The sequence below is a fragment of the Thiobacillus denitrificans genome, from assembly GCF_001530125.1.
In the GTDB taxonomy this organism is placed as follows: Bacteria; Pseudomonadota; Gammaproteobacteria; order Burkholderiales; family Thiobacillaceae; genus Thiobacillus; species Thiobacillus denitrificans_C.
Genome location: NZ_LDUG01000022.1, coordinates 1 through 15,224, shown reverse-complemented (window position 1 = coordinate 15,224; position 15,224 = coordinate 1). Strand labels below are relative to the sequence as shown.

14 protein-coding genes and 1 pseudogene are annotated in these 15,224 nt (G+C 58.2%); 5 read left to right on the top strand and 10 right to left on the bottom strand.

Going from position 1 to position 15,224, the window contains the following annotated elements; translation table 11 throughout:
- Positions 1-22: 22 nt before the first annotated feature.
- Together imuA and lexA are read right to left on the bottom strand one after the other, a co-directional pair.
- Positions 23-700, bottom strand: coding sequence for a translesion DNA synthesis-associated protein ImuA (imuA, locus tag ABW22_RS09230; RefSeq protein WP_059755304.1), 678 nt, complete (start codon positions 698-700; stop codon positions 23-25).
- A complete protein-coding gene (gene lexA, locus ABW22_RS09225; protein ID WP_059755302.1) occupies positions 697-1,299 on the bottom strand; it encodes a transcriptional repressor LexA in 603 nt (200 codons plus the stop codon). Before lexA ends, imuA begins: the two co-directional genes overlap by 4 nt.
- A 233-nt stretch (positions 1,300-1,532) precedes the next feature.
- Between lexA and ABW22_RS09220 the strand changes: the two genes are divergently transcribed.
- A complete protein-coding gene (locus ABW22_RS09220) occupies positions 1,533-2,603 on the top strand; it encodes an IS30 family transposase (protein WP_059755298.1) in 1,071 nt (356 codons plus the stop codon).
- A 24-nt stretch (positions 2,604-2,627) separates the two neighbouring features.
- On the opposite strand, the gene ABW22_RS09215 is transcribed toward ABW22_RS09220, so the two are convergent.
- Positions 2,628-3,089: a hypothetical protein gene (locus tag ABW22_RS09215; protein WP_157648590.1), complete on the bottom strand. Its 462-nt coding sequence runs from the start codon at positions 3,087-3,089 to the stop codon at positions 2,628-2,630.
- Positions 3,080-3,577, bottom strand: coding sequence for an HAD domain-containing protein (locus ABW22_RS09210; RefSeq protein ID WP_059755292.1), 498 nt, complete (start codon positions 3,575-3,577; stop codon positions 3,080-3,082). Before ABW22_RS09210 ends, ABW22_RS09215 begins: the two co-directional genes overlap by 10 nt.
- Before the next feature lie 392 nt (positions 3,578-3,969).
- Here ABW22_RS09210 and ABW22_RS09205 point away from each other — a divergent pair, with 392 nt between their 5' ends.
- A complete protein-coding gene (locus ABW22_RS09205; protein WP_059755289.1) occupies positions 3,970-5,166 on the top strand; it encodes an IS91 family transposase in 1,197 nt (398 codons plus the stop codon).
- Between the two features lie 448 nt (positions 5,167-5,614).
- Here the strand turns inward: ABW22_RS09205 and ABW22_RS09200 are convergent, their stop codons facing one another.
- Complete coding sequence (locus ABW22_RS09200; protein ID WP_059755286.1) at positions 5,615-7,273, bottom strand: recombinase family protein; 1,659 nt, start codon at positions 7,271-7,273, stop codon at positions 5,615-5,617.
- 247 nt (positions 7,274-7,520) lie between these two features.
- Between ABW22_RS09200 and ABW22_RS09195 the strand changes: the two genes are divergently transcribed.
- The 3 genes from ABW22_RS09195 to ABW22_RS09185 all read left to right on the top strand — a co-directional run bounded on the left by ABW22_RS09195 (position 7,521) and on the right by ABW22_RS09185 (position 9,673).
- Positions 7,521-8,048: a sigma-70 family RNA polymerase sigma factor gene (locus tag ABW22_RS09195; protein ID WP_082708666.1), complete on the top strand. Its 528-nt coding sequence runs from the start codon at positions 7,521-7,523 to the stop codon at positions 8,046-8,048.
- A 192-nt stretch (positions 8,049-8,240) separates the two neighbouring features.
- On the top strand, positions 8,241-8,834 hold the full coding sequence (locus ABW22_RS09190; RefSeq protein ID WP_157648589.1) for a helix-turn-helix domain-containing protein: 594 nt from the start codon (positions 8,241-8,243) through the stop codon (positions 8,832-8,834).
- A gap of 419 nt (positions 8,835-9,253) precedes the next feature.
- Entirely contained in the window at positions 9,254-9,673 is a 420-nt protein-coding gene (locus ABW22_RS09185; protein WP_157648588.1) for a hypothetical protein, read from the top strand.
- Positions 9,674-10,166: 493 nt separating this feature from the next.
- Here ABW22_RS09185 and ABW22_RS09180 read toward each other — a convergent pair whose 3' ends face one another.
- From ABW22_RS09180 to ABW22_RS18425, 5 genes and pseudogenes are all read right to left on the bottom strand, one after another.
- Positions 10,167-11,057, bottom strand: coding sequence for a nucleotidyl transferase AbiEii/AbiGii toxin family protein (locus tag ABW22_RS09180; RefSeq protein WP_059755277.1), 891 nt, complete (start codon positions 11,055-11,057; stop codon positions 10,167-10,169).
- Positions 11,021-11,857 carry a type IV toxin-antitoxin system AbiEi family antitoxin domain-containing protein gene (locus ABW22_RS09175; RefSeq protein WP_157648587.1) on the bottom strand — a complete coding sequence of 279 codons (837 nt, stop codon included), beginning with the start codon at positions 11,855-11,857 and terminating at the stop codon, positions 11,021-11,023. The genes ABW22_RS09180 and ABW22_RS09175 overlap by 37 nt, the downstream gene beginning before the upstream one ends.
- A 445-nt stretch (positions 11,858-12,302) precedes the next feature.
- Complete coding sequence (locus ABW22_RS17750; protein WP_193393294.1) at positions 12,303-12,674, bottom strand: hypothetical protein; 372 nt, start codon at positions 12,672-12,674, stop codon at positions 12,303-12,305.
- 1,175 nt (positions 12,675-13,849) lie between these two features.
- Positions 13,850-14,062 carry a transposase gene (locus ABW22_RS18430; protein WP_419184925.1) on the bottom strand — a complete coding sequence of 71 codons (213 nt, stop codon included), beginning with the start codon at positions 14,060-14,062 and terminating at the stop codon, positions 13,850-13,852.
- A gap of 7 nt (positions 14,063-14,069) precedes the next feature.
- Positions 14,070-15,002 (bottom strand): annotated as a pseudogene (locus tag ABW22_RS18425) (ISL3 family transposase); the annotation flags it as partial.
- Positions 15,003-15,224: the final 222 nt, after the last annotated feature.

Sequence of the window (15,224 nt, the reverse complement as noted above, 5' to 3'; positions counted from 1 at the left end):
GGGTTTACTTCGGGAAGATGCGTCAGGAATGCACCAGCGACAGCACGGGCGCCGCGCGCCGTGTCCTGCGGGCCATGCCTGCCTGCGGCATGGCCACGAACACCGGCTTGCTCACCGGCCCGCCGCGCCGCTTGAGGATGCTCACCGCGAGCCCATCCGCGGAAGGCTCGAGCAGCAGGCGCAGCGCGGCGGGGGAACGGTCCTGCGCGGCACGCGCGTGGCGGAACAGGACGCCCCAGGTTTGGCCGTTCTCGGCCGCCAGCTGCAGCCGGCGCATGCGGCGCTCGTCGGCCGCACGCAGCCACGCCAGCAGGGCCCCGCAGGCGCCGGAGCGCAGCGCCTGCTCCGCCGTCCACCAGGCGTCGGCTTCGGATTGCGGCTTCGCCACCACCAGGCGCTTGAGATCAATGCCAGCGGCGGCCAGCGCCGCGGCATAAGGTACGTAGGGCGGCGCCACCCAGGCCAGCCAGCCGTCCGCTTGCGACAGGCGCGCCAGGGTCGGCGTCAGCAGCCGCAGCTCGCCGATCCCCTGCCGCGCCAGTAGTACCTCGGTCAACGCCCCGCGCGGCCAGCCGCCGCCCGGCAGCAACTCGTCCAGCGCGGCAAAGCCGGTCGGCAGAGCGTCCTCGGCCATCTGCGCGCGCTGGTTGCCGCGCCAGATGCCGGGGTGCTGCAGGACCGATTCCAGCGTTGGGGTCATAGACTCTTGCCGTTTCGAATCACGCCGACCGCGATGCCTTCGATCACCAGCTCCTGGCGCTTGAGGTCGACGACGATAGGTTCGAAGTCGGGGTTTTCCGGCAAGAGCTGCACAGTGTGGCCGCGCTGCTTGAAGCGCTTCACGGTGACCTCGTCGCCGATCCGTGCCACCACCACCTGCCCGGCCTTGGCCTCGGCGCTGCGATGCACCGCGAGCAGGTCGCCATCGAGGATGCCGGCGTCCTTCATGCTCATGCCGCGCACCGTGAGCAGATAGTCCGCGCGCGGCGAAAACATCGCAGGGTCGAACTGGTAGTGCCGCTCGATATTCTCCTGCGCCAGGATCGGACTGCCTGCCGCCACCTGGCCCACGAGCGGCACCCCGCCGCCGCCCTTCAGCCGGATGCCGCGCGACATCCCCGGCACCAGATCCAGCACGCCCTTTTTGGCCAGCACCTTGAGATGCTGCTCGGCCGCGTTCGGCGAACTGAAGCCGAAGTGCTGCGCGATCTCCGCCCGCGTGGGCGGCAGGCCGGTGGTCTCGATCCATTCCCGGATCAGGCTGAAGATTTCTTCCTGGCGACGCGTCAGGTCTCGCATGGGGGCTTCCTCCAAATACTGTATGCATGTACAGTATAAGTACTGAATCGAAAAACGCCAATGCGCGATGCATGACCCACGGCCACGCTGGGCTGTCCGCTCCTTGAGGGCTCTGTAGCCAATTATCAATTCACGGATAATTTTGGATAATTGATGTTGTTTAGGAAGCCCGCCAGAGGATGGCTGGGCGCGCTCAAAAACCAAGTGCAACATTTTTCAGGAGAGAATGTTGCATGGGAAAAAACTACAAGCAGTTGAGTCTTGAAGAACGGACGATGATCCAGACGCAGTTATCGATGGGGTTCAAGCCTGGGCAGATTGCGCAGGAGCTTGGTCGTTCAGCTTCGACCCTCAGTCGGGAGTTGAAGCGCAATGGCTGGGTTCGACCGCAGCAGCCCAGATGCCCTGGACGACCACGATTAGCTGGCGGATACCGCTCCGAGGCCGCGCACACGCAGGCGTGCGCATCGAAGGTCAAGCCGCGTGTTGAACGCCGCCTGCGGCCGGGCGCTGCATTGTGGGATCAAGTCATGCGCTACCTGAAGGCGGGTTACTCGCCCGAGCAGATTGCTGGCACACTGGCTGCTGTGCATCCTGACCTTCCTTCGTTGCAGGTTTCTCACGAAACCCTCTACACCGCCATCTACGCCATGCCGCGCGGCGAGTTGCGCACGGAAGTGATCGGCTGGCTGCGCTTCGGTCATGCCAAACGTCGCCCACGTGCGCGTGGTGAAGATCGACGGGGGAAGATTCCCGACATGGTCAGCATCCATGACCGGCCGCCAGAGATCGAGGAGCGCCTGGTGCCGGGACACTGGGAGGGCGACCTCATCAAGGGTGCGTACAACCGTTCCGCGGTGGGCACGCTGGTGGAGCGCACCACGCTGTTCACGGTGCTGGCCCGGATGGACAATGCCAGCGCCGAATCGGCAGTAAAGGGCTTCGGCCATGTGCTCAACCGGATCGAGGCGCAGAAGCGCCTGTCGATGACCTACGATCAGGGGCGAGAAATGGCGGCACATCAGCAATTGACGTTCGATACCGGGGTAAAGGTGTACTTTGCTGACCCGCACAGCCCCTGGCAACGCGGCATCAACGAGAACACCAACGGCCTGCTGCGGCAGTACCTGCCCAAAGGCAGCGACTTGAGCGGCTTCGATCAGGACGAGCTGGACGAAATCGCCTGGAAACTGAACACTCGACCGCGCAAGTCGCTAGGCTTCAAGTGCCCCGCGGAGTTGTTCACACCAGACGCTTTCGATTTCAAGCAGCATCATGCTGCGCTTTTTGCACTTGGGGCTTGAAACCGCCCTGGTATTTACCCTCCGCTAATAGAAAAACTCAGGCACGCCGAAGTAACGGCCAACTCCCCGTTGGTTCAGCCAAACACAAACATGGAGCAGGAGGTGCTTGTCTGGCTCAGAGTCGCGTGGGCCAACGACCCTGTACAAGGAGTTTTCAGTCAGAACCAGGCCAGTGTGGGTGTCAATCCCCTTCACAGTAGAGGTTATCCAACACTGCCCGGTTTCTTGCACGCCGCCCAGTAGCTTAGGTAATGACTTCACTGATCCATTGGCGGTAACGTGGATCATCAAGAGGTTCCAATCCTTCAAGGTATGGCAAACCTTCCCGGCAGCTGCGTTTGCGAGGTCACGCTCCAGCTCGTGGCATTCTTCGTCAGTCGCGAACGCCAGCCGACATTTATCCCGGTTAGCACGAATAATGTCGTCCAGATTCTGGGGGATCAGGTCTTGCAGACGCTGTGTTTCTGGCTCATCGCTCATTTCCACAGCCCTTCCAGCTTCCGGAGCAAAAGTGACCGTACGTCCGGCGCAGCAATGCCCAGGTTGGAGTCGGTGGCAACCAGTTGTTCGCGGCTATCGTCCGGCCAGCCTGTCAGATCATCGTCGATCGCGATCCAGCGCGTTATGCCGTGGCGCATGCAGTGCAAGCGTATCTGTTGGTAGCGTGAAAGCCCGTCCCACCAGTACCGGTTCATCGAGCTGTGCCATGTTGCCCCAATTACGCACTCAGCCAAGGAATCCGGGAGCCAGGCTCGGGCTTTGTTATACGAGAGCACCCGCACCCAGCTTGTGGACAGGACTATTTGGACTTCGGGATACGGTTCCAAACATTCGGCTAGTACAGGAGCCCACTCGAACAAGCTCCTTCCTTCGCAGCGCAGGACTATCTGGCCGTTAATCCAGTACGCAGCGTCAGGGTGCAGGACGCCGTCGAAATCCAGATACAGAACAGGTCCTTCTATTCGTTTGTGCATGCATCAAGCCCAGGTCATTCGAGAACCTCCAAGCATGCACGAAACGGGAATTTTATTCAAATAAACAGCTAGTTATCAATAACTTAGCACTAGTTTACTTGGTGCGAGCGCACTCGCCGACGCCTGCGGCCAATTACGAGACGCTTCGAATGCAAGGGCAGTGTCGATCAGCCTGGAATGCCCTAAATACGGCCATTCAGGCTGGTTAGCAAAATTAGGTTGTTTGAGTAAAGAGGTTGTAAGCCTTAGCTTGTATTTCTGGTTAATGAATTACCTAACTAATTGATTTATATGACTCATGGTTGGTAGGGTTAAGTTGTGTCAACACCACCGACGTCCTGCGCGAGGTGGTCAGTCCCATCGAGACCCTGCACTCCTTGTAGGTCACGGCCATGGGGCGTCCCGCCCTGGAGGTCGCGGATGTCTTCCGCGCTCACGGGCCAGCCTGGCGGCAGGCTCAGCGTGGCCACCTGAGCCTGGGCCAGATCAAGGTCATGTCGGCCATCGAGCAGTGCCGCAGCGCGGCGCTGGGTGGGCATGTGCTCCACTGCAACGCCTGCGGGCATAGCGAGATCGCCTACAATTCCTGCAGAAACCGGCATTGCCCGAAGTGCCAGGCCAGTGCTGCACGGCGTTGGCTCGAAGCGCATCAGACCGATCTGCTGCCGGTGGACTACTACCACGTGGTGTTCACCCTGCCGGCGCCGATCAGTGCCATCGCCTACACCAACAAGGCGGTGATCTATGCCCTGCTGTTCGAGGTCGCCGCCGAGACCCTGCGCACCATCGCCGCCGACCCGAAACATCTGGGGGCGCATATCGGCGTGACCCTGGTGCTGCACACCTGGGGATCGGCGCTCACGCACCATCCCCACGTGCACGGCATCGTCCCCGGCGGCGGGCTGTCGCCGGACGGCACACGCTGGGTCGCCTGCAAGCCCGGCTTCTTCCTGCCGGTGCGGGTGCTGTCGCGGCTGTTTCGCCGCCGCTTCCTCGAAGCGCTCGAGACGGCGCATCGCAGTGGCCAGTTGCAGTTCTTCGGCGAGCACGCCCCGCTGGCCGAGGCGACGGCCTTCGCCGACTGGCTGGCACCGCTGCGGAAATGTGAGTGGGTGGTCTATGCCAAGCGCCCGTTTGCCGAACCGGCTGCGGTGCTGGCCTACCTGTCGCGCTATACCCACCGGGTGGCGATTTCCAACAGCCGATTGATCGCCCTGGACGAGCGCGGCGTCAGCTTCCGCTGGAAGGACTACCGCGCCAAGGGCAGGACACGCTACAAGACCATGACGCTCGGTGCCGACGAGTTCATGCGCCGCTTCCTGCTGCACGTCCTGCCTGGGGGCTTCCATCGCATCCGCCACTATGGGCTGCTCGCCAATACCGGGCGTAGGGAGAACCTCGCCAAGGCGCGTGAGCTGCTGCATGCCATCCCATCCCCCGACGCAGAATCCCCGGGTGCGGATGCAGCGGCCGGCATCGCCCAGCCGGCCTTCGTCTGCCCCGAGTGTGGGGCGGCGATGATCGTGGTCGAGGTCCTGATGCGCGGGCAACCGATCCGCGCGCCACCGCCGCTTCGGGGTGCGCCATGAGCGCGATCGCTTCCCGATGCACCAACCATCTGTCGGCTCTTCAGCGTCCAGCGCCGATAGCGGACGGCTTGGCCTTGCGCTGGAATAACGCCGTTTCGTGCCTGACGCCTCCCCGAATAATCAGGTGTATCCGCTTAAGATGGCGATACCAAACAGCGGTCCAGCACAGATTGATCCGCCTCATCGCCACGTCCAGCATGAGTGCGGTCCTTCAAATCCCCATAGATTTGTAGGCTTACCCAGCCGCATCACCAGTCCCCGCGGTTTCCTCCCTCGAGGCTTGTCCGACGCCTGCCCGCTGGGCTATCGCGTACTGGCAGGCCCGCGGGTGAGGGCAGGCATCGTACAACCCTCAACAGGTGCTGCCAGTCGTCTGACCATTTACAAACGACTTCGATGATTCGAAGAATAGACGCAAAAAATGGGGGGCTTTCGCCCCCCATCGAATTCATCCCTCAATTTCCTCAACAACCCACGTCACAGGGCGCCTTGCCCCTGTTTTCAAACTAAAACGCCGTGTAATTGACCCTGTTTCAAGCGTCGCCGTCCCCGTCATTTCCGCAAGTGCCACACCCGGGACTACCGTGACCTCAAAGACCGATTCATGGCGGCCCGGTTTCCCCAAGGCAACAAATTTCGGAAACAAGCGGCTGAGCACCGCTCGAATCCGTTCTGGAGAATGCCCGCTTGTAAACAGCATGTTCACAAGACTGAACGGGGTAACAACCTGAAGTTGCTTTTCGATACTCGTTTTGTCCTGCCTTGCCAGCCCTTCCTCAAACTCCTGTAATTGCACCTTAAGCTGCTTGTGCTGCGAGCAGACGAGCCTGCACTCTTTTTCGATATGCTCGTTGCCTTCGACATCAGCCAGCGCTTTTGACATCCTGGCGCAAGCCTTGTCAGCTTTGTTCACATTGTCCCGAAGGATCGCCAGCTCCGCATCAGAACCGCCTTCCAGTCGAACTCTCAGCCTGGCGCGAAAGACATCTAGCACTTCCCCCTGCAGCACGCGTTCGAGAAGATGCTTCAGCAGTTCTGTCACGCCGCCGGCTGACGTATAGCCCGGTCCTTTGTCCAGTATCCCTACACGCTTTGCCTGGGCGCACTGCGGGCAGTAAAGCATCCGTACTCCATCCTTTTCGGAGGAAACCGTCAGGGTTCCTCCGCACGTTCCACACGTCACCAGCCCAGCAAACATATGCTTGCCGCCGCCCCGGGCAGTGCGACTTACCCGCCCCTGGCTAATTACATCCCATGTCTCATCGTCGACAAGCCTGAGTTCAGGGCGTCTATACTCCACCGGAACAAGCTCCCTGCCCTCCTTTTTAGCCTTCGCACGCGCAAAGCCGCTGCCGTTAAGGACGAAAATTCCGCGATAGATCGTGTTTGTCAGCAGGCGGTAGACGCTGCCCGGACGCCAGTAGCCATCACCTCCCCCCTCTTTCCTCGCTTGACGCGGGGGCTTAACCCCCTGGTTATTCAACCGCTTCGCAATCTCCGCATACGCCATGCCGTTACTGCGCTGTGCATACATGTTTCGAACGATGTCCGCTTTCGATTCGTCAATAACCCAGTTCGAACCAACCGGCTCCCCTTTGGCATCCAGAATTCTCTGCAGAACGTAGCCGAAGGCTGGGGCGGCAATCATGAAGCCCCTTTCCAGGGTTCCGGTCATGCCACGAAGTACTCTGTGCCTTGTCTCACGAATGAAGTGCTGGCCGATTGCGCCAACTATCTGAAATTGCAGTTGCCAGTTTGGCATTATTGAGTCGAGCCCATCCGCCGATATCAGCCGGACGCCTGACTTCTCGATCCTGTTCTGCAGATTTGCAAATTCGATCACGTCCCGCGCCAGGCGCGGAAGTTCATCGACAATCAGTGCATTAAATTGATTCTTATCCCAGGCGGCGAGTAAAGCGTGATAGCCAAGCCGTTTGTGAGTTCCCTTTTCCGTGCCGGTTATTGCCGCGTCAGTAAATATCTGATCTTCGCTTACTGTGAAACCGTGTCTTTGTGCAACCTCTGTGCAACGGCGGACCTGGTCTTCGATGGACGTTTCACGTTGCGCGTCGTCCGAGTAGCGCGCGTAAATTGCTGCGACTTGCATGCTGCTTCCCCTTCGTTGGTTAATGTTGTCGCAGCGATGTCCACCAACAGTTCAATCAACTCCTTCAATTCAACTACCTCTGTAGTACTCATCATGTGTCCTTTATTGAAACCACTGCCACTGGTATAGCGACTGGCGATGGCTTGGTGAAAAATAGTTTGCGCCGCGCACAAGCGGCGGTTTGGTGAACGAGAAACTGGGTGTCGGCTGTGGCTATACCGGGCACCGATTGCCACCTGGTTCCACAATGAGCACCCTGACCCATGCAACAAAACCCCAGCCGCCCAGCTACGCTGACCTGGAAAAAAACCGATCGAAACTCATGTGGCAGGCACAGCGCATCGTGCGCAACTCCGCAACAGCGGAAGACCTGGTGCAGGACTGTCTAATCAAGGCATGGCTGAACCTGGACAAGTTTCGCGGTGAGTCCCAGGTCTACAGCTGGTTGTACCGAATATTGCTCAATACGGTTTTTAATGACCTTCAGCGCCACCGACATGAGGTTCTGGCCTCTTCATTGACCCGTGAGAGCGAAGCCGATGGCGCTCTCGAAATTCCTGACATAGCCACGCCGGAGGAGCATCTAATCGCCAGGCAACGAGCTCAGGCACTGTTGAGTCGGCTGGAATCGCTTTCCCCATCCCTGACCGATACGCTGCAGCTGAGGTATCAGGACGATCTGTCGTATGCGGAGATCGCCCAGTCACTGCACGTGCCAATAAACACTGTGCGCACACGCCTGCACCGGGCTCACCAGGCCCTGGGCATCAAGTAAAGGGGCGGGGCGAGGAATGCCATCACGCCTCGCCGAACTGCCGACGGCAGTTATTTAGGAATTGTGGCTATACCTATTGCGTTCGCGATTTCGGCTATCCGATAAACCGACACCCGATGCGCAAGGTCAATTAATCAATGAAGGCGCGCGGCCGGCAATTTTTTGTCGGAAGCGATAAACAAGGAGTTACAAATGAAAGTGCTTGAGTTCAATGGCAAACCGGTGAAGGGTCTTGGAGTGGAGGAACAGTTTCACGGAATGTCCGAGGAGGATTTAAAAAGACCCGGGGCAGCTTTTCTTGTGTGGCTGACCCGTACTGCAAGCTCGAGAAGCCAAAAAATGCACCAGATGGCCTCGGCGCTAGGGGTTACATACGGGTATCTGATCCAGCTGAAAAAAGGAATACGAGAGACCCCAAGAATTTCGGCTGATGTCGTTCAGGCTGCCGCGCGCTATCTGGGCTGCCCGCCTATTTTCGTAAAAATGGCGGCTGGGCAAGTGACCGCACAGGACTTTTACGTGCCGAAGGACAAGATGGAAAATGACGTGAATACAGCGATTGCGTATATGGCAGGTGATCCGAACTACCTGTACATGCTTCCTCCGGACCTTGATAAATTGCCGCAGGATGTCAAAGCAGCGTTGGTCTTGCTGTACCAAGATGCAACCGGAAAAAACCTATTGTCGAGCAAACACGATTGGCCAAGAATCGCGGGCATGATCAGGGAAATGCTGGAAGTTGAACTGGCTCCCAGGATCGTGAGCAGCAGGAAAGCAAGCAAGTAAATTCGAGCGGGGGGAAACCCCCGCTTTTCTATTGTGCCGATGTGAGCAGGCGAAGCTCTTCTGATATGCCATAGCCAACCTCCTTGGCAAAGACTTACCCCTCCCTCAACGATATGCATGCCGGCTGACCAACGGTTCGTCCTTACCTACAAACGGTTGCTTCTCATGCTGATTTGCTATGCGTGAATCTAAACAGGATCCCTATACCGTTTATGGACATCAGCAAGTACGGGAAATATGAAGGTCGTCAAAACGCCTTCAGAAGCAGCGAACAGGCGGTAAGAAAACTGCAAGAAGTTCGCCCTACCCAGGCTCGTATAAGTTCGGTCCATACATTAAGTGGGTAGATCCCACAGCGCCCATCCCGGGCATTAAATCAACACTATTGAAAGGAAGCCAAAGTGGAAGCAATAAATCTGGTGAAACTGCTGCAAGACCTGAAAGATATCTATCCGGAGAGTGATTACGATCCGGATGACCCTGAGCCTGGACATCAATGTGCGATTGATACCATGACATCACTCGGGGGCTGGAGCGCGGAAGCTTATCAATTCCCGGAAGGGACCTACCTGCTTACGATTACAGAAGCCACTGGTGTTTGTTCACGTGTCGACTACATAGCGCTGATCGACGAAGAAGGCTACGACAAGATTCGATACTCAGGATGCCGCGACTACTACGCCAATGATGCTGGGCGAATCGAGGTTGGTCTCAAGGCTGCCTTGAAAGTTGCCAGAAGCGCGAGATGCTGGCAAAAGTGGTCAGCTTGCTTCGACAGTAAGGGAAATTACAGGGATGCGGGGAAGATCAAGACGTTTGTAGGAGGACTACACCTCTGACGGTAAGCAGCAGGAATGCGCCGACACTTGCACACAATGACTGCAATGGGACAACGTCGCCCAATAGGTGCTCCCGGCCAGAAACAGCCGGTGAAAATAGTCGCCGATAATGTCTGGTGTACAGGCCATAGCTGCCATCGGACTAGATTCATCTGGACCAGACAAATATGGAGTCGACGCCATTTACTGGTTGCATGGGCGAACTGGCAGGGCAGCAGCGTAGCCCCGGTGAGGGTGGCCGGTGCTGCCGAGCAGAGCAAAGGCGATGGCCAGAGCATATTTATTTAAACCAGTTTGGTCGGTATGGTTTGAATTCGGGGTGTACAAAAGGGGGTTACTAAGCAGATGACCCATTCGATTTAACTTCAATGGGTTAGGCGCGTAAAAATGGTGAAAGTGAAATTAATTAACTGGTGCGCCGGGCGCGCTTCCATGTGATCTGAAAAAGCGGGCGCAGCTCACCGAGGCCTTGCGCTGCCCACTTAGAACACCTCTAGCTCTTGAGATGGGATAGGAAAGCGGTTCGCACTAGTTGGGCGCCGGCTTTAACATCAAACTTTGGTAGCCCAGGTCGCAGCAGGGTGTTCATGTCGTCGCAGAATCTCCGATTGCGCAAGCGCACGGCCAGAGCTGCGTTCGCCTCGGCCAACCCCATGTGAGTATTCTCTTGATCCAGATACCACTCAAAAGCCTCCATTGTCCGAACGCCATCGACTCTGAATTTCGTCCCCCCTTGCTGGCTTTGTTGCCATGCATGGCAGAGGTCGAAAAGGTCCCGTCCTTGCTGCCGCTGCATCAGTGCTCGCGTCTTGGTGCCCAGCATCTCGTTGATATCGTATGACCGCACCGAAGCAGTGGCCAGTTCGCCATCATCGTTCAACAGCCCGATTTCCACGTTCACCAGCGGAAATAGCGAGGCCTGCTCGTTAAGGTTGACTTCGACTTTGATGGTTTCTTCTCGCATTAATCCAAGCGGCACGAACTTGTACGCCGTACGTAGAATCTTGGACGGCTTCATTGCATTGCGTAGCGCCAGCCAGGCCTCAGCTATGAGTGAGTCCGTTGGGTTACCCAGTATCGGTTGCAGCACACGGCGCAAGTTCTGGTCCAGAACCTCCGTTTCCATCGATTTGACCAGCACCAGATCGATATCTTCTGAATAGCGCGCCGCGGGTGCGAGGTGCGCCTTGTGCAACACGGTGCCGCCACGCATCGCTAGGTGCGCGCTCAGTACTGGGTCAGAAAAAATGGCCGCCACGCCTCGGGCAAGCCTCAAGTCCTGCTCAAGTTGGCTGCGTTTTGGCCAAGGCGCATGGCTTTGCCATGCGGTGAGATGCGCTTGTTGAATCATGCGTTCGACCTTTCTATCGAAGGTGGAAGCCATACTTTGAAAACATCGTCTAGGCGCCAATCAGCGCCGATGTCGGATCCACTTTCTAGTGGGATAGCCCGCATCTTGCGACCTTGTAGCCAATGCTGGACACCTTGGGTCAGTTCGGCCCTGCCTTGCAGGGAAAACAGTGTTCCGAGGCGCTGTGCAGCCGGCACCTCTTGAGCCGCATCGAGGGCTTCCTGCAACCCTTCGAGCGAACAGGCTTCGTACAGCGCGTGCAAGACCTCCTGCACTCGAGCTATTCCGCCAACCTGCGCGTCACGTTGCACCAGTTCCAAGGCCGTCAATTCAGGAGTGCTCACCTTGAACCGGCCGTCCGCTGTTTCATGCCACCGAGTCGGCATCTGCTGGATCCTGGCCCGAGTGTGGAATACAAGTTCGTGGCGTCCAACCGTTACGGGCCGGCGCGATTTGGCTGCCATAACTTGGGTGACCATAACCGCGTAAGGGGACGCGCCGTAGGCCTCAGCGGCGCTCAATAGCCCAACGTAGTAAGGGGCATGGAGGGTCTTTGATAGATAGTGGTCCAGCCAAGTTTCCAGTGGCGGTGCCCCCGCTGACGCGAACTGCAGCGGCACGATCAACCAGTGCCCAGAACCACGAGAGAGGTGAACGATCCTCCCTTGGGCCTGCTGACGATAAAGCGCTTGGCGCAAAGCCCCAGGGCTTGTGCCAGGTAAGGCGGCCAAGAGGTCTGCCGCGTGCACGTTCAATCGGCCTTCGCGCTCGGCGGAGTCCAGAACTGCAGATAGAGGGCTTAAGGCGGTCATCCAGGTTTGAAGAAGTTGCAATTAATATGCATATTGTATCAATAAACGATATATAACGCAATGTTATTACATAGCCCTGATAGTTGTGTGTTCAGCCGTTTTTTTGAGTTTTGGGTCTTCTGCGGGGTGTTACTACGCAGTTGACTAATCGGCTTTAACTTCAACGAGTTAGCCGTGCAAAAAAGCAGAAAAGTGAAAGTATTTAATTGATTTTCATTGGTGTAACTTCAGTTACATCTTACAAGCGGCCTGTCGAGAGCTGGGCCGCTTTCTTATTGGCACAAGCCAAGCCGATATCCTATGGCCGCCGGTTGCGTTTACTATGCTGTTGCCGGTTGCGTTTACTATGCTGTTGCCGGTTGCGTTTACTATGCTATTTCCGAAAAAACGCATGAATTGTCGATAGTTAACAATCAGTTACACCTTACAGGTGGCCCTCGAAAGACGGGCCGCTTTTTTGTGGCTGCTACCCGTCGGCGCCGGGCCAATCGGATCGCCCGGGTTCTCCCAGCCCGGCCTCCCTGCCCGGCAGCTGGTTCTCCTGCCACGCCCCCTTGGGCTTTCCGTCCAGCCTATGCGCGGGCTCAAACGGGTCGTCCTCTGTGACCCTCAGCCACGGCCCAAGCACTTCTTTGACGCAGTGCTGGCACAAATCCGCCTCCACCAGGTTGCCGTCCCCAAACACCGAACTGTAGCCGGCGCGGAAGCGGATCGCGATTCGCTCCTGGTGCTCGCAGTCCAGGTCGTTCGGCACCATCTCGCGATGGCAGCGGTCGCAAGTGACGTGGGCCGTCTCGGTGACGGTGACGGTTTCAGTACGTGTACGTGTGTGCTGCATTTGGAACCTCCATAGATTCACGGTTTAGGGACGATGAGCGCCAGCACCGCTGAACGGTGTGGCATGGAGGTGTGGGCTGGCGGGTGCAGCCCGAGGGCGGATTATTTCATGGGACGGCGAGGCGTAGATTGGCTGGTGGCCTTGATGGCCCCCACGACCGGCGCAAAGTACAGCCGCGGCCCTTCCTTGATGGCGGCGAGTACCTCGAGTAGGAATGCTGTCATCGCGGGGCTCCAGGGGCTGCGGATGTGGCTTGTGTGGATTGTAGTTCAGTTACAGACGAACGCTCCTGCGCGACCCTTGACCGCCTAGCGCGGCCCGGACCATTTGACTACTTTGATGCTGTACCAAATCACTAGTTAAGAGCTGGGCTGCGGCGCTGTCTGGGACGGTTCTATGGTTATGGCGGCTGCCACCACTCATAAAACGTTAACATAAACGATAATTTGCGCGCTAATTATGGCGAAAACACGGGTTTGTTATCGTTTATGCTAACGAAACATGGCTGTGTCTCGCAGGGCCTTGCGATGCTCGGCCGCATCCAAAGGTGGGGTTATGTCTAGCGCGTACGCGGCTAAGGCAAATTCGGCCTGGCTGAGCTAGTCGAGGCTACGCACTGGTCAGCCCCCTTCAAGAAAATTTGCTTCTCGACCCCAGAGCTTTCTGTGATGGACGGGCACGTAAACGAAGACGGATGCCACGGGCCCGGGAGGTCTCCGCCCCTCCGCACGTAGGTGACGCCCTCGCCTAACAGTTTGCTGCCCTTAGCCCTGTAAACCTTAAAACTTACCCGCAATATCGTTGCCGTGCCGGCACCATCAGGGTCGCCGGGGATTACGGCGGAGGTCACACCCTCATAAAAATAATCGTCGCTGGGCTTGGCGTTTTGCTTTTGAGGTAAAGCTTGTAGCTACACCCCGCTCATGAGAATGCTAAGGGGCACAGCTTGAAAAGCCATCAAACCATCATCGACAAGGCAACCTATCTCGCCAGTTCGCCTGAGCGGGTTTTCGATCTGCTGGAAGCTCGCGCTGAGGTGAGAGAACCTGGGAGATTCGTTGTAGACGACGTGGAGATTGAAAAGGCGCTCCTGCAAACCCGGGATCCGTTGGTTAGCCTGGCTTTGGCGAAATTTTGCCTCAGCGTGGATACCGCCAAAGCACTTTTTGGGCTCTTCACGGTTTTCCTACGGTAGACAAGCGTGTTGGCGGCGGCGCTGGCGACGCGCGGTTGTAGAGGAATGACGGCGTGTCCTTGGTGTTCAACTGGAATATCTTGAGTTTGAAGTACGTCATATCGCGGAAGCCTCTGGCGCGGCGGCGCAACAGGGCGATGGACACATTGCCCGCCTCCAGCCGAGAGGTGGTGATCGGATGATCGGCAGGCATACGCGCAGATACCGGTACGATGCGCCCGCAAGGTCTTCACGAACTTCGCCAGGCCGGACATCCCGGCAGCGATGGCCATGCCGCACCAGTCGTCGAGGCGGGCAGCCATCGCGGCGAATGTCGAGTCGGGCTGCCACAGCCACTGCAACTGCTCCTTCAACGCATAGAGCGTGGCCAGCGGCTGGTTCTGCGCCAGCAGCTGGTCGAGTCGATCCTGATCGGTGTCCTTGAGCGTGTCGCGGTTCGACAGCAGCAGCCACAGGCTGCCTTTTATCGCCTGCTGACCGGTCAGGTCGCCCAGCGTCCTGGCCGCCTTGAACTCGGCGCGACGGCAGTCGCGGATCACCTTGTTGAACATCTGCATGACGTGGAAGCGGTCGAACACGATGGCGGCATTGGGCAACCCATTCTGCACTGCGGCAATGTAGGCCGGCCCCATGTCCAGCGCCACCGCCTCGATGGCGTCGGCACAGTCTTCGGAAAGGGCGTCGAGAAATTCCAGCAAGACCGCACTGTCGCGCCCTTCCTTGATCCACAGGATACGGCCGTAGTCCGTGCCGGGCGACAGGTCGTAGACCAGCGTGAAGTAGCTTTGTCCCTTGGTGCGGGCGACTTCATCGACGCCAAGATAACGGATGCCTTCGAGACTCTTCGGATCGGGGATCGGAGACAGGTCGTAGACCAGCGTGAAGTAGCTTTGTCCCTTGGTGCGGGCGACTTCATCGACGCCAAGATAACGGATGCCTTCGAGACTCTTCGGATCGGGGATCGGAATCGTCTCGGCCAGATGCGCGCATTCGATGGCCTTCACCGAGTCCCACGACAGGCCGGTGTGGCGCGCTACCGTCGAGATCGGCATATGGCGCGCCATCCCGGCGATCAGGCGGGCATAGCGCCTGGTCACCCGCACCTTGGGGCTGACGAACGGCAGCGCTTCCACGCGTACCTGCCCGAACGACAGGAAGACCTCGGCGTATTCGATCTCGATCTCGCACGGCCAACCGCCCAGCGGCACGTCCAGCACTGTCCGGCGCAACAGGCGGTTCACGGAGCCGCGCCGGCCCGTGCGGTGATCCACCGGCTGGCGGCGTCGATCGCGGTCGCACACGACCCGCACTCGCCCGGCCTCTTCGTTGAACACAACATCCTTGATCACTTGCCC

Bases quoted from the DNA above. Each gene is read 5' to 3' on its own strand.
- ABW22_RS09190 (WP_157648589.1), top strand. From the start codon at position 8,241: ATGAAAGTGCTTGAGTTCAATGGCAAACCGGTGAAGGGTCTTGGAGTG.
- ABW22_RS09205 (WP_059755289.1), top strand. From the start codon at position 3,970: ATGGGGCGTCCCGCCCTGGAGGTCGCGGATGTCTTCCGCGCTCACGGG.
- ABW22_RS09200 (WP_059755286.1), bottom strand. From the start codon at position 7,273: ATGCAAGTCGCAGCAATTTACGCGCGCTACTCGGACGACGCGCAACGT.
- ABW22_RS09180 (WP_059755277.1), bottom strand. From the start codon at position 11,057: ATGGCTTCCACCTTCGATAGAAAGGTCGAACGCATGATTCAACAAGCG.
- ABW22_RS18430 (WP_419184925.1), bottom strand. From the start codon at position 14,062: ATGCCTGCCGATCATCCGATCACCACCTCTCGGCTGGAGGCGGGCAAT.
- ABW22_RS17750 (WP_193393294.1), bottom strand. From the start codon at position 12,674: ATGCAGCACACACGTACACGTACTGAAACCGTCACCGTCACCGAGACG.
- imuA (WP_059755304.1), bottom strand. From the start codon at position 700: ATGACCCCAACGCTGGAATCGGTCCTGCAGCACCCCGGCATCTGGCGC.
- ABW22_RS09195 (WP_082708666.1), top strand. From the start codon at position 7,521: ATGAGCACCCTGACCCATGCAACAAAACCCCAGCCGCCCAGCTACGCT.
- ABW22_RS09220 (WP_059755298.1), top strand. From the start codon at position 1,533: ATGGGAAAAAACTACAAGCAGTTGAGTCTTGAAGAACGGACGATGATC.
- ABW22_RS09210 (WP_059755292.1), bottom strand. From the start codon at position 3,577: ATGCACAAACGAATAGAAGGACCTGTTCTGTATCTGGATTTCGACGGC.
- lexA (WP_059755302.1), bottom strand. From the start codon at position 1,299: ATGCGAGACCTGACGCGTCGCCAGGAAGAAATCTTCAGCCTGATCCGG.